Genomic DNA, 19287 nt, shown 5'->3' with positions numbered 1-19287 from the left:
AACCCCCGGTACGGCGCCTGTTGGTGCCCTACACTCACCGGCATGTCGGGCCCGTGTTTGTTCGTCCATCCCCGCCGCATTCGCCACGGGGCCGCCCTGACATTGGTCTTCGTGAGCGTGCTCGCCACCGGGGCGGCCGTCGGTTCCTGGGGCGCCGAGCCCGGACCGCGCAAGGACCCCCAGCCCGCCGGGATGCCCGCTCGTGCCTATGTCGGCGCGGTCGAGAGCGACCAGGTCAAGGCGGCCGCGGCCGCGGCCCAGGAGGACGGGAAGTCCGGTTCGAAGGCCGCCCGTGAGGTGGTCAGCCGCAGCGGAGACCGGTGGGGCGCGGTCTACAGCGCCCGTGAGTACGAGGGGTTCCGCCAGAAGCTCGACGGTACGTACGTCGGCGTCGGGATCTCCGCCCACCGGGACGCCCAGGGACGGATCGCGGTCGAGCGCGTCGAGCCCGGCAGCCCCGCCCAGAAGGCCGGGATCCGGGCCGGTGACCGGCTGCGCACGATCGACGGCAAGAACGTGACCGGGCGACCGGTCACCGAGGTCGTGGCCCTGCTGCGCGGTCCCGCCGACGGCTCCCCGGGCACCCGGGTGGAGCTCGGGCTGCGGCGTGGCGGACAGAAGTGGACGCAAGAGCTCCGCCGGGCCCGGCTGACCACCGACCCGGTGACCGTCGACCGGCTCAGCGGCTACGACGCCCATAGACCCGGCGCCGTCCGGATCAAGGTCGACTCGTTCACCAAGGGCACCGGCGAGCGGATCCGGCGGGCGGTGCGCTCCACCCCCCGGGGCGACGGCATCCTGCTCGATCTGCGGGGCAACTCCGGCGGGCTGGTCTCCGAGGCCGTCACCGCCGCTTCCTCCCTTCTCGACGGTGGCCTGGTCGCCACCTATGACGTCCGTGGTGACCAGCGAGTTCTCGACGCGCGGCCGGGCGGCGACACCGACAGCCCGCTGGTGGTGCTGGTCGACGGCGGCACCATGAGCGCCGCCGAGCTGCTCACCGGCGCCCTGCAGGACCGCGGCCGCGCCGTGGTCGTGGGCTCCCGCACCTTCGGCAAGGGCTCGGTGCAGATGCCGAGCGAACTGCCCGACGGCTCGGTCGCCGAGCTCACCGTGGGCCACTACCGCACCCCGGCCGGGCGGAACGTCGACGGCGAGGGCATCGAGCCGGACCTGAGGGTCAAGGGCGACGACGGTCCGTCGGCCGAGGCGCGGGCGCGCACGGTATTGAGTGGCCTCGGGGGTGGGTCCTAGTGCGAGAATGGCCTGGCTATGGCTAAAGAGACGGGTCGCAAGCTGATCGCGCAGAACAAGAAGGCGCGGCACGACTATCACATCATGGATACGTACGAGTGCGGTCTGGTGCTGACCGGGACCGAGGTGAAGTCGCTGCGCCAGGGGCGTGCCTCGCTCGTGGACGGCTTCGCTCAGCTCGACGGCGGCGAGGCATGGCTGCACAACGTGCACATCCCCGAGTACAGCCAGGGGACGTGGACCAACCACTCGGCGCGCCGCCGACGGAAGCTGCTGCTGCACCGGGCGGAGATCGACAAGCTCATCGGCAAGACGCAGGAGACCGGGCACACCCTGGTGCCGCTGGCCCTGTACTTCAAGGACGGCCGGGCCAAGGTCGAGATCGCGCTGGCCAAGGGTAAGAAGGAGTACGACAAGCGCCAGACGCTCCGCGAGCGGCAGGACCGCCGGGAGTCCGAGCGGGCGATGTCCGCGGCGCGGCGGCGGCAGCGGGCCTGACCGGCCAGCGGGCCTGCTCTGCCCGCGGGCCTCACCAGCCGGGCACGCTGCCCCGGCGACGGGAATGATGTGGCCCCGTCGCGCGTTGTTCACCTATGATGGCGCTGTGCCCCTCCGAGGGCGCGGCACCACCTTTTGAAGCAGTACCTAATTGAACAGAGTGCACATGGGGATGATCGGTTTCGACAGCGGCTGTCGAAGCAGGAGAAGCGAGCCGAGGAAGCGGCAATGATCTCGTTAACCATATGTCGCAACCAATAATCGCCAACACCAAGCGCGATTCCTTCGCCCTCGCTGCCTAAGTAGCGACTTGCGAAGTGTCAGCCCGGGGCTGTTCCCGACCCGGATCCTGGCATCAGCTAGGGAACTAAACCACTAAGCCCGGTCACGGGGCGTAGTGGGAAATCAAACAGTGACTGAGCCCGTCGGAGACTTGTCCGCGTGATCTCCGGGGCCGAGAAAATCACAGCGGACTGCGCTCGGAGAAGTCCTGATTCCACACCGGTGGACGCGGGTTCGATTCCCGCCATCTCCACTCATCCCATGTACGACGAGGGCCCCGCCACCCGGCGGGGCCCTCGTCGTGTTCCGGTGCTCATCGGTGCTCGGACGAGCCCGGCGATCGAGCGGCTTCCGAGAACAGGCTGATGACCCCGGCGGGGGCGTTGGCGCCGAAGACGAAGTCGATGGTGCGGTGGGCGGCGGCAGCCGCCTTCCGGCTCCGGGGGAACATTCTGCTCTCGTAGTCGGCGAGGGCCTGCTCGATGTCGTCGGGGTGGGCCGCGATCGCCGTACCGAGTTCGGCGCCGTCGAGCATCGCGAGATTGGCCCCGTCTCCTCCGGGGACGGTCGCGTGTGCCGCGTCGCCGAGGAGTGTGACGCCGGGGACCCGGTCCCATCGGTGGTCGTCCGGCAGCTCGTAGATGCTGCGCAGGACGGGGGCGGACTCGCCGTCGGTGATCAAGGCCAGCAGTTCCGGTGCCCAGCCGTCGAACTCCGCCGCCACCCGTGCCTTCGCCGCCGGGGCGTCGGTGAAGTCGATCGCATCGAACCACTCCACCGGACGGTGCAGCACGACGTAGGTGTGGACGACGTCACCGGCTTCACGGTGGACGAGCAATCCTTTGCCCGGGACCAGGGCGTACAGGGCGCCGTTCCCGACGAGACCGGCTACGCGCGGGTGGGCCACATCGACGTCGTGAAGGGAGGTGTCGACGTAGCTCATGCCCGAGTACACCGGCCGCTCGTCCGACAGGAGCGCCCGGACCCTGGACCAGACCCCGTCGGCGCCCACGAGGACGTCGGACACGGCCGACGAGCCATCCACGAACGACATCTGGTGTCGTCCGTCTCCGACGGGGGTCGCCGAGACGAGCTTCTTGCCCCATCGCACCGTGCCGGGCGGCAGTGAGGCGAGCAGGATCCGGCGGATGTCACCGCGCAGTGTTTCCGGCCGTGTCAGGGAGCCGTCGTCCGGCCGATCGACGACCACGCGTCCCTGCTCGTCGACGACCCGTCGTGCGCCGCCGCCTCGGTGGATGATCGAGCGGTACTCCTCGGTGAGCCCGGCCATCTCCAGGGCGAGCTGACCGTCCTCTTCATGGAGGTCGAGCTGTCCTCCCTGGGTGCGGACGCCTGCGGACTTCTCCGCCTCGTAGACGGTGGCGGGGATGTTGTGGAGGTGCAGGATCCGGGCGAGCGTGAGTCCGCCGAGGCCGGCGCCGATGATCGAGACCGAGGTCGTCATGGTGATTCCTTTCGCGTTGGCTCGCCCGCCAACGTACGACGAACATTGTTCTGGTGACGACCATTGTTCGTCAACGGGTAGGGTGGCGCCGTGGCAGGACGACGGGCAGCGCGTGACGCGATCTCCCGGGATCAGTGGGCGGCGCTGATCTCGGCCAAGGACGCCGCCTCGGAAACCGGCGCGCGCCGGGCCGCCGGCCGGGAGAAGACCCCCATCACGGTGGAGCGCATCCTCGACGCCGCTCTCCAGGCCGTGGAGGCGGGCGGCTTCGAGGATCTGACGATGCGCATGGTCGCGACAAGGCTCGGGACCGGCCCCGCGTCGTTGTACGCGCATGTGCGCAACCGGGCGGAGCTCGGTGACCTGCTCATCGGCAGGCTGTGCTCCCAGGTCGCTCTCCCCGCACCGGATCCCGCGTGCTGGCGGGACCAGTTCATGGACGTGTGCGCACAGCTCCGCGATCAGTTTCTGCGCTACCCCGGTATCGCGCAGGCCGCTCTCACCGTGGTGCCCGCCGATCTGGCGACTCTGCGGGTCGGCGAGGGGATGCTCGCGATCCTGCTCGCCAGTGGCGCGCCCGCCCGACAGGCGGCCTGGGCCGGCGACGCGGCCTTCCTCTACATCACGGGCTACTGCCTGGAGGCATCCATGGCCCGGCGGCAGAGTGAGGACGCCGACGGCCGGGTGATCGACCGCGCCGAGATCGAGGAGCGGCTTCGGATGCTGCCGCCCGACCTGTTCCCCCATACCGTCGCCCATGCGCGGGAGCTCACCTCGGGCACCGGACACGACCGGTTCACCTTCACCCTCACCCTGCTGCTGCAGGGGCTGGTCCCGCCACGGCCGTGAACAGCCTCAGCGCGCCAAAGGCTTCACCGCCGCCTTGACCGCCCGCCCATCCGCCGTCCCCGCGCCCAAGGTGGGGTTCCTCGTCCAGATCGGCCCCGAGCTCAGGTGAGGCGGTGTTCCCAGCGCAGCGCGGGGCTGTCGCCGATCCCGTACATATGGGAGCGGGCGGTGATGCGCAGCCGCGTCGCACTGATGTCGGGGCGTCCGGCGTCCTGCCAGGCGATGAGCGTCCGCTCGATGTCGTCCCACAGCGCCACCGGTCCGCCTTGGCGGACGGTCCAGCCGGAGCCGTTCTCGGTGAACGCAGCGAAGGATTCGCGGTCGGCGTCGAAGACGTAGAGCTGTCGGCGGCCATCGCTCCGGGTGGCGCGTACGAGCTGGGCGCCGGGTGCGGCGAGCTGGGCGAGGAAGGCGGGCATCCATTCTTCCAGCAGCGCCGGCGGCACTTTCGCCGCACGCTCGCTGTCGGCGTAGGCGGTGCGCGCCGACAGGTCCCCGGCGAGGGGTACGACAGCCTGGGAGCGGGCCTGCATGAACGACGACTCCCCGATGACCCGCCCCTCGGCTGTGCCGTCCTCGTTCACGGAGACCTTGGCGAGGCCGGTGCCGTACGCCCATGATCCGGGCGCGAGGGTGGTGAGGATGGTGCCGCCCGGCTTGGTCTGGCGTACCCAGGTGTGGGGGATGCGGCGTACCGCGCGCACGTGGCGATGACGCGGTCGTAGGGGGCGCGGCGGGGGTGGCCGAGGAGTCCGTCGCCGGTCACGGTCCATGTGGAGTATCCGGCGGATCGGTGCCGAGGGCGGTGACGGGCCGCCAGCGTCCGCCGTCGGTGGGCAGGAACACGCCGGGCTGGAGGAACAGTTCACGGGGTACGGCCTCGATCGCCGCGCGCCACTTCGGGTGGGTGAGGACTCCTGCCTTCTGGAGCCGGTCGGCGAGGGTGCGCCGCTCCGGTGCGGTGTCGGGTGTCATCGGCAGGTGTCTCCTCGCGCGAGTAGGTCGGCGAAGGCGGCAGCCATCGGCAGGCCGGTCTCCTCCTCCAGCCACCCCCGTTGGCCGTTGGGGTTCAGTTCCAGCCAGTGGGGTTCGCCGTCGCGGTCGAGGGCGAGGTCGAAGCTCCCGGAGCGGAGGCCGAATTGTTCGAGGCAGGCGAAGAGCGCCCTTTCCAGCCGATCCGGCAGGTCTACCACGCGGTACGAGAGGGCGGAGTAGTCCTTGCGCCAGTCCAGCAGGCCGGAGTCGATGCGGACGGCGAACGGCTGCCGGCCGACGATCAGCACCCGGAGGTCGGCCACCTTGTCCACACGGGCCTGGAACAGGTGCGGCGCCACGGCCACGGTGTCGTCCACCTCGTCGGCGGTGACGGGCTCGGCCCAGCTGGTCAGGCCGACGCCGTCTCGCTCGTACGGGGTCCATCGCAGGGTTTTGGCGATCACCTGCCGATGCGCGGTGATGAACCTGCGTGCCTCGACAGGGTCGTTGGTCACCAGTGTCGCGGGCACGGTGAGCCCGCAGCGTACGGCGGCGGCGAGTTGGGCGGGTTTGTGGTCGGCCGCCGCGTTGCGGACGGGGTGGTTGACCCATAGCGTGCCGTCGAGGGCGTGAAGGACGCCAGCGATTCCGTGGCGGACCTGCGCCGCGGCGTAGCGTGCGTCGTCCGCGTCCAGGTGCTCGAAGGCGGGCCAGACGGGGCGGAGCCAGTACACCGCCCGTACATGCTCCAGGTCGGCGGCCCTCGACAGGGTACGGAGCCGCCCGGCCATCGAGGTGGAGGCCGGGCGGCCACCGAATCGCGCCGAGACCGTCAGCCCGTGTGGGATGACCTGATGGGAATCTACAAGGAGTGCTGGGCGCACAAGCTCCATCTGCCGCATTACGCACCGGAGACATTCGGGGGGCGGCTGCGGCGGCATGCCGGGGAGCCGGGGTGGGAGGCCGTGGTGGCGTACGACTCCGGTGAGCCCATCGGCTACATCTACGCCAACCGGCTCACCGGAGCGGATGACCGCTGGTGGTGCCGCATCCGGCCAGGGCCAGAGCCGATGACCGTCAGGACCGGCGCCTCCGGCGAGGACTGGGCGGTGCCCACTGTCCTGTAGCGGCCGTCAGCCGATGTCCAGGACCGCCTTGCCGTGGAGGCGGCGGTCCAGTAGGGCGGTGACGGCCTCCTCGGCCCGGTCCCAGCCGCCGCGCCAGGTGATCTGGGGGTCCAGGTCGCCCGCCGCGACGCGCTCCGCGAGCCAGCCGAGGTCCGGGCCGATAGCGGCGCCGTCCAGCAGGTAGAAGGTGACGATCGAGCGGTCGTGGCGGCCTTCGTTTCCGTAGAGGGCGCCGAAGGGGAAGGTCTCGGGCCGGCCTGTGACATGGCCGACGGAGACCAGGGTGCCGTGCGCGGCGAGGCGGTCGTACGCCGCCACGAGCTGCGGGCCGCCGACGTTGTCGACCACTCCGTGCACCGGTTCGTCGATCTCGGCCGGGTCCCTGACCACCTGGTGGGCGCCCAGTGTCCGCAGCCCGTCGCCGTGGGCGGCCGGGTCGCCGGTGGAGGCGATGACATGGGCGCCGCCGAGCCGGGCGAGCTGGACGGCGTACCGGCCGACGCCGCCGGTGGCGCCCGTGACCAGGATGCGCCGGCCGAGGGTGTCGCCGATCCGGCGCAGGGCGCGCAGGGCGCTGGCGCCCGCGACCGGGATGGTGCTGATCGCGCCGGGGTCGGCGCCGGTGGGCGGGACGCCGAGCATCGCGGTGTCCACCGCGCGCAGCTCCGCCCAGCCGCCGTCCGCGCCCAGGGTGACGACGGGGGTTCCGGCGGCCGGTCCGGAGCCGTCGGCGGCCGCGCGCTCGACCACTCCGGCGGCGTCCCAGCCCAGCACGGTGCCCTCGGGTGCCTCGGTCCGGTGGGCGACCTCACCGTAGTTGAGGGAGGTGGCGGTCACCCGGACCAGCGCCTGGTGCGGGGCGGGTTCGGGGTCGACGGCCTCGCCGAGGCGGAGGCCGGAGGGGGCGGAGTGGTCAACGAGCAGGGCGCGCATGGCGGTTCGCCTTTCGATGAAGGGTGACGATCACAGTTATGCCACTGAGTGGCAAAAGCGCGCAAGTGGCATCGTCGCTGACGGTTACACTTTTCGCCGTGACTGCCGCTCCCCACTCCTCACTGCGCGAACGCAAGAAGCGGCGCACCCGTCAGGCCCTGATAGACACCGCGCTGGAGCTGTTCACCCGACGCGGCTTCGGCGGAGTGACGCTGGATGAGCTGTGCGAGGAGGTGGAGGTCTCCAAGCGCACCTTCTTCCGCACCTTCAGCAGCAAGGAAGATGTCGCGATGGCTCCCGACCAGGACCTGTGGCGGGCCTTCCTGGAGGAGCTGGAGACCGCGGACCCGGGCACGCTGCCCGTGGTGGAGCTGGGACGGGACGCGCTGCTGGCCGCGCTGGAGCGGATGGACGACGAGGGCTGGGCCCGGCGGATGCTGCTCAGCCGGCGACTGGCCGAGCGGACCCCCTCGATGGGCGCGCACGGTCTGCAGTTCTGCGAGGCCACCACCCAGGAGGCGCTGGAGATCCTGCACCGCCGGTTCGGCCTCGGGGGGCCGGGCGATCTGCGGCCGCGGCTGGCGGTGGACATGCTGATCGCCGCGTTCCACGGGGCGCTGGCGAGTTGGGTGGCACAGGCCGAAGAGGCGGCTGATGTGGTACGTGACGAGCCGCCCAGCACGGAGGGGCTGGCCGTCCGCCTCCGCGAGGCCGTCGCCGCCCTCCCCGACAGCCTCGCGCTCACGACTACGCCCGCCTGACGGCTTACCGCCGCGCCGTGCCGATGGCCCGACCTTCAGCCGAAGGCGATCACCAGGCCGAGGCCGAGGAAGAGCGTGCCGATCAGGATCATGCCCACCGCCGGTCCCACCAACTGGCGCCGCATGTCCACCCGCGCCTTGTGCGAGTTGCCCGGGAGGTACACCACGCCCACTCTCCGGCCGGTCGCCAGCCCCATCCCGATGCCCTGGATCGCGGTCTTGAACTCCACCACGTAGCCCTGGTGGTCGTGGAACCGGATGACCGGCGTCTGGGCCGCGCTCTCGTCCCGGCGGTCCACGATGTTGGCGACCACCAGCCCCTCCGTACGGAGTCCCTCGCGGCGCAGCCGTCGCACCAGCCGGGCGTCGCGGACGGCGCAGGCGTAGATGAACAGGCCGACCGCGATACACAGCAGATCGGCTCCGGGCATGGCCATCGATGAACCGCCTCTCGTCGTGTTCGAGGTGTTCGAAGCGTTCGAATCCCCCCTACCACAGGAGACGTGTCGATCCGGAGCTTCGGTTGCCGCCCGCGCGCTCTGTCGCGAAATGACGGGGTGCGGGATCCTCCCGTGACATGAGCAGACCCCTGAAGCGTCGTGTGAGCGGCTGGATCTGGCCCCTCGTCATCGGACTCGCCTGCACCCTCACCTGGAGCTCGCCTGCCGGTGCGGACACCTCCCGCGCCGGGATCGGCGACGCCCTCGACACCATCCTCGCCGACCCCCTGCTGAAGGGCGGCGCGGCCGGGGTGGTGGTCGCCGACGCCGACTCCGGTGCCGCCCTCTACCGGCACCGGGCCGACGACCGGCTGATGCCCGCCTCCAACACCAAGCTGTTCACCTCGGCCGCCGCCATGGGGCTGCTCGGCCCCGACCACCGCTTCGGCACCGATGTGCTGACCGACGGCAGCCGCCACGGCCGTACGCTCCGGGGCGATCTGTATCTGCGCGGCACCGGCGACCCCACGATGCTCGCCGCGGACTACGACCGCTTGGCCAAGAGCGTCGCCGACGCGGGCATCACCAAGGTCAGCGGGCGGCTGATCGCCGATGACACCCGCTTCGATGCGCAGCGGGTGGGCCGCTCATGGGCGGCCGACGACGAGTCCTCGTACTACGCGGCGCAGATCTCCGCGCTGACGCTCGCCCCCGACACCGACTACGACGCGGGCAGCGTCATCGTGGAGGTCGCCCCGGGCGCCGCCGCCGGTGATCGGCCGAAGGTCACCGTCACGCCGCCGAACTCCTACGTACGGATCGACAACCGCGCGACCACCGGAAGCGGCAGCCTCACCGTCGAGCGCGGGCACGGCTCCAACACCATCACCGTCAGCGGCGCGATTCCCGCCGGGGCGGCGACCGCCAAGGAGTGGGTCAGCGTCTGGGAGCCCACCGGCTACGCCGCCTCGGTCTTCGGCGACGCCCTCGACCGGCACGGCGTCCGCGTGGCCGGGCCCACCCGCCTGGGCCGGGCCACTCCGGCGGACGCCCGGCAGCTCGCCGCGCACCGCTCCATGCCGCTCAAGGAGCTGCTGATCCCCTTCATGAAGCTGTCCAACAACATCCACGCCGAGGCGCTCACCAAGGCCATCGGCTATGAGACGGCCGGTCGCGGAACCTGGGACGCGGGGCTCTCCGCCATCGCCGACTGGCTGAAGAAGCAGGGCGTGGACACCGGCGCGGTGCGCCAGGTCGACGGCTCGGGGCTGTCCCGGATGGACAACATCGCGGCCGGGCGCCTCACCGAGCTGCTGCTGTCGGTGAGCGATCAGCCCTGGTACGCCGACTGGTACGCCTCGCTGCCGGTGGCCTGCGCCCCGGACCGGTCCGTGGGCGGCACGCTGCGGACGCGGATGTGCTCCACCCCGGCGGCCGGCAACGCACGCGGCAAGACCGGCTCCCTGACCGGCGCCTCCGCGCTCTCCGGCTATGTCACCGACGCGGACGGCAGGGAGCTGGTCTACAGCGTCGTCCTCAACAACTACCTCGCGGAGTCGGTGAAGAGCCTGGAGGACGCGATCGTGGTGACGCTCGCGAAGTCCGGCGAGGGCCATGCGGAGGCGGTGCGGCCCCGTGCCGTACGGGGCGCCACGGCCGACGCCGGACTCGAATGCGCCTGGGCCAAGCCCCGGCGCTGCTGAGCGCTCCGCGGGAAGTGCCGCGAGGTGCGGTCGTTCACCGCGGCTGTGTCGTGGCTGGTCGCGCCCACGGGGCAAAGCCGCACATCGACACAGCCCCGCGCCCCTTCGGGGCGCACCCGAAGGGCACCGGACTTCATCGAGGCCGCCCAGGCCGGAGCGTCAGAGCGGCAGCGTCAGTACCGCCGTCCCCGGCGCCGCCTCGGCCGACGGGCCGCCGGCCACCTCCAGCCGCCAGGGCGCCGAGGTGCCGGTGGCCTCGGCGCGCAGCTCCGCCCCGTTCCGGACGACGGTGAAGGTGGCGGCCGTCGTGCCGTCGGGGCGTGGCACCCGCACCGTGACCGGGCGGCCCGCCGCCGGTTCGTACACCCGCAGCGTGATCCCGTCCGCCCAGTCGGCGTCGGGGCGGTCGTCGGCCGCCCGAACGGGATCACCGCGCCGGGCCGGGCCAGCAGCGGGACGCTGCGGAAGCCGTGGGTCTCGCGCACCCAGCGCGGGCCCTGCACCGTCCGCCCGCTCGGCACATGCGTCCAGACGCCCTCGGGCACGTAGTAGCTCACCTCGCCCTCGTCGTTGAAGACCGGGGCGACCAGCAGATCCCCACCGAGCATGTACTGCCGGTCCAGACCCGCGCATCCCGGGTCGTCGGGGAACTCCAGGACCATGGCGCGCATCACCGGGACGCCCTCGGTGTGCGCCTGCCGCGCCGCCTCGTACAGATACGGCATCAGCCGCAGCTTCAGCCGGGTGAAGAAGCGCAGCACCTCGACCGACTCCTCGTCGAAGTGCCACGGCACCCGGTAGGAGGACGAGCCGTGCAGTCTGCTGTGCGAGGACAGCAGGCCGAAGGCGATCCACCGCTTGAACAGGGCCGGGTCCGGGGTGCCCTCGAAGCCGCCGATGTCATGGCTCCAGAAGCCGAAGCCGGAAAGACCCAGCGAGAGCCCACCGCGCAGCGATTCGGCCATCGCCTCGTAGGTGGACTCGCAGTCGCCGCCCCAGTGCACCGGGAACCGCTGGCCGCCCGCCGTGGCCGAGCGTGCGAAGACCACCGCCTCGCGCTCCCCACGCCGCTCGCGCAGTGCCTCGTGGACGGTGCGGTTGTAGAGGTGGGTGTAGTAGTTGTGCATCCGCTCGGGGTCGGAGCCGTCCGCGTACACCACATCGGTGGGCACCCGCTCGCCGAAGTCGGTCTTGAAGCAGTCCACACCCATGTCCAGCAGCGCGGTCAGCTTGGCCGCGTACCAGGCGCGGGCGTCGGGGTCGGTGAAGTCCACCAGCGCCATGCCCGGCTGCCACAGGTCCCACTGCCACACCGAGCCGTCCGGGCGCTTGAGCAGATGGCCGGCCGCCTTGCCCTCGGCGAAGAGCGGGGAGCGCTGGCCGATGTACGGATTGATCCAGACGCAGATCCGCAGGTCCCGTTCGCGCAGCCGGCGCAGCATGCCCTCCGGGTCGGGGAAGACCCGCGGATCCCAGGTGAAGTCGCACCACTGGTACTCGCGCATCCAGAAGCAGTCGAAGTGGAAGACGGACAGCGGCAGTCCGCGCTCGGCCATGCCGTCGACGAAGCCGGTGACCGTCTCCTCGTCGTAGGAGGTGGTGAAGGAGGTGGACAGCCACAGCCCGAAGGACCAGGCGGGCGGCAGCGCGGGGCGGCCGGTGAGCGCGGTGTAGCGGCGCAGGATCTCCTTGGGGGTGGGGCCGTGGATGACGTAGTACGTGAGCTCCTGGTCCCGGGCGCTGAACTGGATCCGGGAGACGGCCTCCGAGCCGACCTCGAAGGAGACCCGGCCGGGGTGGTCGACGAAGACGCCGTAGCCCGCGTCGGTGAGGAAGAACGGGACGTTCTTGTACGCCTGTTCGGTGGCGGTGCCGCCGTCGGCGTTCCAGATGTCGGCGGCCTGGCCGTTCCTCACCAGCGGGCCGAAGCGCTCGCCGAGGCCGTAGACGGAGGTGCCGACCCGCAGCGCGAGCCGTTCGCGCAGGTGGTGGTGGCCCTCGGCGGTCTCCATGATGCCCATGTCCTTGGCGCCGCTGCTGGTGAGCGTGCGCCCGGCGGCCTCCAGGTCCATCCGCCAGGGTCCGGTGCGGGCGAAGCGCACCGAGAGCGCGCCGGAGGTGAGCCGGGCCTCCTCGGCGTCACAGCTCACCTCGGCGGCGCACTCCTGGCGGGCGATCTCGAAGGACGGGCCGCGCTCCAGCCCGCCGGCGAAGTGGGTGATCCGGATGGCGATGACATCGGGCATGGGGGAGGTGCAGGTCACGGTGAGGGCGGGGCCCTTGAGCAGATCGCCGCGGTGGCGGACGGGATGGGTGGGGGCGTGGACGGTGAGGGTGCCGGGGCCGGTCTCCACATCGAGCACCCCCTGCGGGTACGCGGCGTGGACGCCCTCGCGCAGCCTCCAGTAGCCGTCGCTGAACTTCATGCGGCCCTCCTCGTCATTTGACCGCGCCCATGGCGATGCCACGGGTCAGGGTCCGCTGGAAGATCAGGAAGAAACAGAACGCGGGGAGCACCCCGAGCAGGGCGGCCGCGTTGGTCATGGTGGCGTCCATCAGCCGCTGGCCCTGGAGGACGCCGAGCGCCACCGAGACCGTCTGGTTGTCGTTGGAGATCAGCATCACCAGGGGCAGCAGGAACTCGTTCCAGGTCCAGATGAAGAAGAAGACCAGCAGCACCCCGAGGGTGGGGCGGCTGACCGGCACCACCACCCGCCACAGCACCTGCCACTTGTTGGCGCCGTCGATCCGGGCCGCCTCGATGACCTCCTTGGGGAAGGCGCCGAGCACGGAGGAGAGCAGATAGGTGCCGAAGGCCGACTGGATCACGGTGAAGACGATGATCACGCTCAGCCGGGTGTCGTACAGGCCCGCCTGCTTGGACAGGTAGTACACGGGATAGACCAGGGCCTCCTGCGGCAGCATGTTGGCCAGTACGAAGAAGGCCAGCACCCAGGGGCGGCCCCTGACCCGCCCGATGCCGATCGCATACGCGTTGAGCACCGACAGCAGCGCTGCGAGCACCGCCACCGAGCCCGAGATCAGTGCGGAGTTGAACAGCTTCCGGCCGAAGTCCACCCGCTGCCAGAAGTCCCTCAGGCCGTCGAGGTGGATCCCCTCGGGCAGGCTCAGCGGGCCGTTCGCGGAGTAGTCGGCGGGCGATTTCACCGCGTTGAGGGCCACCACGAGAAACGGCAGCACCATGAGGACGGCCGCCACGGCCAGCGCGGCCAGTACCGGAAAGCGGGCCGGGGCCTGGTGTCGCTTGAGGGCGTTCACCGCTACTGATCCTCCGCCCGGGTTTGCAGGCGCAAGGCCACCAGGGCCAGCGCCAGGATGATCACGGTGAGGGCGGTGGAGACCGCGGAGCCGTAGCCGACCTGCGTCTTCTCGAAGAACGACTGGAAGGAGAAGTACGAGGGGACATTGGTGGCCCCACCGGGCCCGCCCTTGGTGAGCACATACACCGCGCCGAAGACCTTCAGCGCCGCGATGGTGCACCACAGCAGCACGACGGAGATCTCCGGGCGGATCTGCGGCAGCGTCACATGCCAGAACCGCCGCCACCACGAGGCCCCGTCCAGCTCGGCCGCCTCGTGCAGGGACGGATCGGCGCGCTGCAGCCCCGCCATGAAGACCACCAGCGGAAAGCCGAGCTGGACCCAGACCATCACGGCCATCACGCTGTACAGCGCGAAGTCCGGGTCACCCAGCCAGTCATGGCGCAGCGAGCCGAGGCCGACGGCGTCCAGCGCCTCGTTCAGCGCGCCGCCCTCCGGGGCGAGGATCCAGCTCCAGACGATCCCGGCCACCGCGATCGGCAGCACCTGCGGCAGATAGAAGCAGGCGCGCAGCACGCTCGCGGTGCGGGTGCCGATGTGCTTGGCGATGTAGTCGAAGAGCGCGGCGGCCAGCACCAGGCCGAGGGCGGTGGGGAGTACGGCCATCGCCACCACCATCGCCAGGCTGTGCCGGAAGGACTCCCAGAAGGCGGAGTCGTCCAGCAGGGCGCGGTAGTTGGCCAGCCCGGCCCACTTCGGGCTGCCCACCCCCTGCCAGTGGGTGAGGCTGATCCCGGTGTTCATCAGGAACGGGACGACGATGACGGCGAGGAAGGCCAGCGCGCCGGGGAGCAGGAACAGGGCGTACGGATACTCGCGGCGGTGCGGTGAGCGTCCTGGTAGGCGTGGGGCGCCGGGGCTGTGGGTGCTCATCGGGAGCTCATCCCTTCGGCGCGCCCGCGTCGTACGCCTTCTGCAGCGCGTCCAGATACGCGTCGGGGTCCGCGCTGCCGGTGATCAGCTTCTGGGTCTCGGAGACGAGGGTGTCGTAGAAGCCGGGGACCGGCCAGTCGGGGTAGAAGGCCAGGCCGTCGGCATCGGCGTAGGCGGTGAAGTCCTGGATCAGGCTCTTGGACTGGGGGTCGGTGATCGCCGACGGATCGGCGGCCACGGGCACTCCGCCGTGGTTGCCGAGGGTGTTCTGGATGCCCTTCTTCATCGTGATGTCGATGAAGTCGTAGGCGAGTTCCTTGTTCTTGGCGCCCTTGGGGACGACCCAGAGATTGCCGCCGGAGCCGAGGGTGAGCTTGGCGCCGGGGAAGGGGAAGGTGCCCCACTGGTCCTTCATCTCGGAGGTGAAGCGGCCGAACCACCAGCTCCCGGAGAAGAACATCGGGTACTTCCCCGCGATGAAGGCCGCGCCCGCGTCCTCGGCCTTGGCGCCGCTCGAACTCTTGGCGATATAGCCCTTCTTCACCCAGTCGGCGAAGGTGGTGGCGCCATAGGTCCAGGCGGCGTCGTGGAAGTCCGGCTTGCCCTTGTACTGCTCGTAGGCGTCCACCCAGGAGCGGTCGGCCTTGGTGAGGGCGAGCTGGTAGACGTACTGGTGGGCGGGGTATTCGGCGCCCGCGCTGGCGAGCGGGGTGACGCCCTCGTCCTGGAACGCCTGCAGGGCGGCGGTGAATTCGGCGAAGGTGGTCGGGACCTTGATGTGGTGCTTCTCGAAGAGGGCCTTGTTGTAGAAGACCTTCGTGTACTCGGCGTAGTTGGGGATCCCGTACCAATTGCCGGAGCCCATCACGCCCTGGGCGTCGTAGCGGCTGGTGGTGCGCACCCCGGGGCTGAGCGGCTTGTCCCAGCCGCGCTGGGTGACCTGGGGCGTGAGGTCGGTGAGCAGGCCCTGTTTGGAGAGCAGCCCGGTGGTGGCGTTGCCCTTGTTGTACTCCATCAGGTCGGGTGCGTCACCGGAGTTGAGGACCATCGAGGCGGTCTTCTGGATCTGTTCGAAGCCCTTCTCCTCGACCTTCACCGAGACGCCCGGATGGCTCTTCTTGAACTCCTCGATCGCCTGCTTCCAGGCGATGCCCATGGCGCTGTTGGGTGCCTCGTAGTGCCACAGCGTGAGCGACTTGCCGTCCCCGGCCTCGTCCCCGCCGTCCCCGCAACCCGCCATGACCAGGGCTCCTGCGAGCGCGGCCGCGATGACGGCCACCGTTCGTTTCGTCCGTTTCCGTGCCGTCAACATCCGCTGCCTCCGGGAGGGTGGGAAGGAAGGGCGCACATGCAACGTTCGTCGAAGCGCTTCGATGGGGAGAGGTATACGAGGGGTGGGAGAGATATGTCAATGCCGTTGACAAAACGGGCAGGGAGCGGGCATGGGCGTTGCGGGAGGGTCCTCAGCCCCGATGGACCTGGCGCACCGTGCGGAGGAAGGCGCCCAGGACGCTCGGCACCGGTCCGAAGCGATGGGCGAGGTGGAACTCCAGCCCGGCGGCGGCCGGTTCCAGCGGCAGCAGGGTCACCCCCACATGCCGGAACCGCCGCATCCCCGCCGGTCCGATGCCGATCCCCAGCCCGCAGGCGACCAGCCCGAGCAGGGTGTGCAGATTGTGCGCCTCATGCGCGATCCTCGGCTCGACCCCGGCGGCGCGGCATACGGCGAGTGCCACATCGGCGGCGGCGGGCTCGGCCTGCCGCGAGGAGAGGATCAGCGGCTCGCCGTCCAGCGCCCGTACGGGCACACACGCGGCACCGGTCAGCGGATGGCCGGACGGCACCGCCGCCACCAGCGTCTCCCAGCCCAGCGGAAGGCTGCTCAGCCGTCGCCGGGCGGCCGCGGGCGGCGGGCCGCAGATGACCCCGGCGTCCAGGCTGCCGTCCAGCAGCGCCTCGATCTGCCGGGCGCTGGGGAGTTCGCGCAGCTCCAGCCGGACCTGCGGGCGGCGGGTCCGGAAGGCGGTGAGCACCTCGGGCAGCACGGCGGCCAGCGCGGTGCCGAGGAAGCCGATGGCGAGCGAACCGGTCTCGCCCCGGCCGGCGTCGGCCGCGTCCCGTACGGCGAGGTCGAGATGGTCCAGCACCTGCCGGGCCCGGGCCAGGAACGCCTCGCCCGCGGCGGTGGGCCGCACCCCGTGCCCGGTGCGGTCGAAGAGCCGTACGCCCAACTCAGTCTCCAGCGCCTTGATCTGCTGGGACAGCGGCGGCTGCCGAATGCCCAGCGCGGCGGCGGCGCGGCCGAAGTGGGCATGCTCGGAGAGGGCGAGCGCATAGCGCAGATGGCGCAGCTCCATGAGGCCAAGCCTATATCTGATCGCGAATAATCCCTTCACCTCTCATATATCAAAGAAGAAAACACCGGGGTGCCGGTGCTCGACTGGCCCGCATGAACGCGACGCGAGAACACCAAGAAAACCGAGAGCACCGCGAGACGACGATCGAGGGCGTACGGCTGCACTGGGTGCGGGCGGGGTCGGGGACCCCCGTCGTCCTGCTCCACGGCTGGCCGCAGACCTGGTACGCCTGGCGCAAGGTGATCCCCGAACTCGCCCGCGACCACGAGGTGTTCGCGGTGGACCTGCCGGGCCTGGGCGACTCGGGCTCCTCCCCGCGCGGCCACGGCGTCCGGATCGCCGCCGACCTCCTCGACGCCTGGCGCGCCGAACTGGGCCTGGACCGAGTCCATGTCGTCGGCCACGATCTGGGCGGCCCCATCGGCTATGCGTGGGCCGCCGCCCACCCCGCCCATGTACGCAGCTTCACCCTGCTCGCCGTGCCGCTGCACGGCTTCGGGCTGAGCGAGCTGATCGCCCGCGCCGGGCTCTGGCACTTCGGCTTCTTCTCGGTGCCCGGTCTCGCGGAGCAGCTCGCGGCGGGCCGGGAGCGGATCCTGCTGGAGCACTTCTACGCGCACGCCATGGAGAGCGGGGCCATCCGCCCCGCCGATGTCGACACCTATTTGAGCAGCTACACCCGGCCGGGTCGGCTGGCCAACGGCTTCGCGTACTACCGCAACGCGCCCGCGGACACCGCCGCCCTCACCGAACTCGCCCGCACGAGGCTGCCGATGCCCACCCTGGCCATCGGCTGCGGCCGGGCCGGCGGCCCGGCCCCTCTCCACAGCCTCGGCCAGGTCGCCCCGGCGACCCGCGGCGCCGTGATCGACGACAGCGGCCACTACCTCCCCGAGGAGCGCCCGGGCCCCCTGCTGTCGCTGCTCACGCCCTTCCTGGCGGAGGCGGACGGGCCCTGACGCCCGGCTCGGTCATGTGGGCGACGGCCAGGTCAACTGCCCACTGCGCGACGATGAGACGTAACTGCGCGGGGACGTCCGCGGGTTCCGGCGTTGTGGTCATGGTCGGCCCTCCGAGCCGTGTGCTTGCGGTACGGACCGTAGCGGGGCCCGCAGCCAACCCCGACCCGACCAGGCGATGGCGAAGGCGAGGGTGGCCGCCGTCGCCGGGGTGAGGTAGGCCGAGGTGGGGGCCAGGTGGTCCACCGTCCAGCCGCCCACCGCGGCGCCCGTGGAGATGCCGATGAGCAGACCGGTGTACACGGTGGTCATCCCCTCGTTGAGGCGGGCCGACGGGAGCAGGCGGTGGACGAGGGTCATGCCGGTGATCATCGTCGGAGCCGTGGCCATGCCCGCCAGGAAGAGCAGCGGGGCGAGGGCGGCGAGGCTGTGAGCGGTCAGGAGGGGGAGGACGGCCAGGGCCATCGCGGCCACGCCCGCCACCAGGCGCCCCCCGGCCGTACCCCGTGGTGGCAGCGCGCCGAAGACCAGCCCGGCGGCGCAGGACCCGGCGGCCTGGAGGGCGAGGACGGCGCTGCTCGCCGTGGAGCCACCGTACGAGCCGATGGCGGCGACCGTCGCCACCTCCATCGAGCCGAAGACCGCGCCGGTCGCGAGGAAGGTCAACAGGACGACCCGCAGGGCGGGGGTGAGGAGCACGCGGCCCCGGGCGGCGTGCGGTTCCGGCGGCGGTTCGGTGCGGCGCTGGGCGGCGAACAGCAGGGTGCCGGTGAGCAGCAGCCCCGCCGCCGTGACCAGCCCCGCCTCGGGGAGGACCGCCGTGCACAGCACCATGGCCAGCGCGGGCCCGGCCATGAAGCAGACCTCGTCGACGACCTGCTCGAAGGAGGCGGCGGTGTGCCGGGCGGCCGGGTCGTCGCGGTGCAGCGCGGCCCAGCGGGCGCGGGTCATCGCGCCCAGGCTGGGCACGCCGGACGAGCCCGCCGCGCAGCAGAACAGCGTCCAGGCCGGGGCGCCGACGTGGACGCACAGCACCATGGCGGTCGCCCCGGCCACGAAGACGAGGACGGCGGGGACCGCGACCCTGGCCTGCCCGTACCGGTCGACCAGCCGCCCCAGCAGCGGCCCCGCGACCGCCGTCACCGCGACTCCGGTCGCCGAGACGGCGCCCGCGAGCGCGTACGAGTCCCGCACCGTGGCGATCATCAGCACCATGGAGACGCCGAGCATCGAGCCCGGCAGCCGTCCGACGAAGGCCGCGAGCGTGAAGGCGAGCGCACCGGGGGCGGCGAAGAGCCGGCGGTACGGGGCGAACGGCGACCGGCGGCGGCGCGGCGGGGCGGGGGCGGCGCCGGGGCGGGAGGCGGCGCCGGGGCGGGAGGCGGGACGGGAAGGACGCGGCACGACGGGCCGGGAGGCGAGGAAGAGGATCACCCCACCACGGTCGCGGGGCCGCCCGGGGCCGGTCCA

At 71.3% G+C, this 19287-nt stretch carries 15 protein-coding genes, 1 other RNA gene and 3 pseudogenes; 8 read left to right on the top strand and 11 right to left on the bottom strand.

What is annotated here, in order from left to right:
- Window positions 1-42 precede the first annotated feature (42 nt).
- The 3 genes from BLV72_RS12550 to ssrA all read left to right on the top strand — a co-directional run bounded on the left by BLV72_RS12550 (window position 43) and on the right by ssrA (window position 2290).
- The gene (locus BLV72_RS12550; RefSeq protein WP_093462252.1) at window positions 43-1254 is read left to right on the top strand and encodes a S41 family peptidase; all 1212 of its coding nucleotides are present in this window, start codon (window positions 43-45) and stop codon (window positions 1252-1254) included.
- A gap of 18 nt (window positions 1255-1272) precedes the next feature.
- On the top strand, window positions 1273-1752 hold the full coding sequence (gene smpB / locus BLV72_RS12545; protein ID WP_059144536.1) for an SsrA-binding protein SmpB: 480 nt from the start codon (window positions 1273-1275) through the stop codon (window positions 1750-1752).
- Window positions 1753-1920: 168 nt separating this feature from the next.
- Window positions 1921-2290: a transfer-messenger RNA gene (gene ssrA, locus BLV72_RS12540) on the top strand.
- A gap of 57 nt (window positions 2291-2347) precedes the next feature.
- Here the strand turns inward: ssrA and BLV72_RS12535 are convergent.
- Window positions 2348-3499, bottom strand: a complete 1152-nt coding sequence (locus BLV72_RS12535) for an FAD-dependent oxidoreductase (protein ID WP_093462250.1) — start codon at window positions 3497-3499, stop codon at window positions 2348-2350.
- 90 nt (window positions 3500-3589) lie between these two features.
- Here BLV72_RS12535 and BLV72_RS12530 point away from each other — a divergent pair, with 90 nt between their 5' ends.
- A complete protein-coding gene (locus BLV72_RS12530; RefSeq protein ID WP_093462249.1) occupies window positions 3590-4348 on the top strand; it encodes a TetR/AcrR family transcriptional regulator in 759 nt (252 codons plus the stop codon).
- Window positions 4349-4449: 101 nt separating this feature from the next.
- On the opposite strand, the pseudogene BLV72_RS12525 reads toward BLV72_RS12530, so the two are convergent.
- Both BLV72_RS12525 and BLV72_RS12520 read right to left on the bottom strand, forming a co-directional pair.
- Window positions 4450-5323, bottom strand: a pseudogene (locus BLV72_RS12525) (methyltransferase domain-containing protein).
- A pseudogene (locus tag BLV72_RS12520) lies at window positions 5320-6159 on the bottom strand (MvdC/MvdD family ATP grasp protein); the annotation flags it as partial. The pseudogenes BLV72_RS12520 and BLV72_RS12525, both read right to left, overlap by 4 nt.
- A gap of 18 nt (window positions 6160-6177) precedes the next feature.
- On the opposite strand from BLV72_RS12520, the gene BLV72_RS47285 reads away from it, so the two are divergent.
- On the top strand, window positions 6178-6450 hold the full coding sequence (locus BLV72_RS47285) for a hypothetical protein (RefSeq protein WP_143059769.1): 273 nt from the start codon (window positions 6178-6180) through the stop codon (window positions 6448-6450).
- Window positions 6451-6456: 6 nt separating this feature from the next.
- Here BLV72_RS47285 and BLV72_RS12515 read toward each other — a convergent pair whose 3' ends face one another.
- On the bottom strand, window positions 6457-7383 hold the full coding sequence (locus BLV72_RS12515; RefSeq protein WP_093462247.1) for a zinc-binding dehydrogenase: 927 nt from the start codon (window positions 7381-7383) through the stop codon (window positions 6457-6459).
- A 98-nt stretch (window positions 7384-7481) separates the two neighbouring features.
- Here BLV72_RS12515 and BLV72_RS12510 point away from each other — a divergent pair, with 98 nt between their 5' ends.
- Entirely contained in the window at window positions 7482-8144 is a 663-nt protein-coding gene (locus tag BLV72_RS12510) for a TetR/AcrR family transcriptional regulator (protein ID WP_244320740.1), read from the top strand.
- 35 nt (window positions 8145-8179) lie between these two features.
- On the opposite strand, the gene BLV72_RS12505 is transcribed toward BLV72_RS12510, so the two are convergent.
- Window positions 8180-8581 carry a DUF3592 domain-containing protein gene (locus tag BLV72_RS12505; protein WP_093462244.1) on the bottom strand — a complete coding sequence of 134 codons (402 nt, stop codon included), beginning with the start codon at window positions 8579-8581 and terminating at the stop codon, window positions 8180-8182.
- Window positions 8582-8721: 140 nt separating this feature from the next.
- On the opposite strand from BLV72_RS12505, the gene dacB reads away from it, so the two are divergent.
- Entirely contained in the window at window positions 8722-10287 is a 1566-nt protein-coding gene (gene dacB, locus BLV72_RS12500) for a D-alanyl-D-alanine carboxypeptidase/D-alanyl-D-alanine endopeptidase (protein WP_093462243.1), read from the top strand.
- 159 nt (window positions 10288-10446) lie between these two features.
- Here the strand turns inward: dacB and yicI are convergent.
- From yicI to BLV72_RS12475, 5 genes and pseudogenes are all read right to left on the bottom strand, one after another.
- Window positions 10447-12713: pseudogene (yicI, locus tag BLV72_RS12495) on the bottom strand (alpha-xylosidase).
- Between the two features lie 13 nt (window positions 12714-12726).
- Entirely contained in the window at window positions 12727-13491 is a 765-nt protein-coding gene (locus BLV72_RS12490; RefSeq protein ID WP_093470312.1) for a carbohydrate ABC transporter permease, read from the bottom strand.
- Between the two features lie 77 nt (window positions 13492-13568).
- The gene (locus BLV72_RS12485) at window positions 13569-14501 is read right to left on the bottom strand and encodes a carbohydrate ABC transporter permease (RefSeq protein ID WP_093462241.1); all 933 of its coding nucleotides are present in this window, start codon (window positions 14499-14501) and stop codon (window positions 13569-13571) included.
- A gap of 7 nt (window positions 14502-14508) precedes the next feature.
- On the bottom strand, window positions 14509-15813 hold the full coding sequence (locus tag BLV72_RS12480; RefSeq protein WP_093462240.1) for an extracellular solute-binding protein: 1305 nt from the start codon (window positions 15811-15813) through the stop codon (window positions 14509-14511).
- Between the two features lie 151 nt (window positions 15814-15964).
- Window positions 15965-16858 (bottom strand): LysR family transcriptional regulator, encoded by an 894-nt coding sequence (locus tag BLV72_RS12475; protein ID WP_093462238.1) that lies wholly within the window; start codon window positions 16856-16858, stop codon window positions 15965-15967.
- A 92-nt stretch (window positions 16859-16950) separates the two neighbouring features.
- Between BLV72_RS12475 and BLV72_RS12470 the strand changes: the two genes are divergently transcribed.
- A complete protein-coding gene (locus BLV72_RS12470; RefSeq protein ID WP_093462237.1) occupies window positions 16951-17817 on the top strand; it encodes an alpha/beta fold hydrolase in 867 nt (288 codons plus the stop codon).
- Between the two features lie 99 nt (window positions 17818-17916).
- Here BLV72_RS12470 and BLV72_RS12465 read toward each other — a convergent pair whose 3' ends face one another.
- Window positions 17917-19251, bottom strand: coding sequence for an MFS transporter (locus tag BLV72_RS12465; protein WP_093462235.1), 1335 nt, complete (start codon window positions 19249-19251; stop codon window positions 17917-17919).
- Window positions 19252-19287 lie beyond the last annotated feature (36 nt).

The sequence above is a fragment of the Streptomyces melanosporofaciens genome (genome assembly GCF_900105695.1).
Classification (GTDB): Bacteria; Actinomycetota; Actinomycetes; order Streptomycetales; family Streptomycetaceae; genus Streptomyces; species Streptomyces antimycoticus.
Note: the sequence above shows the minus strand (reverse complement) of the source record. Positions and strands in the feature narration are given on the sequence as shown.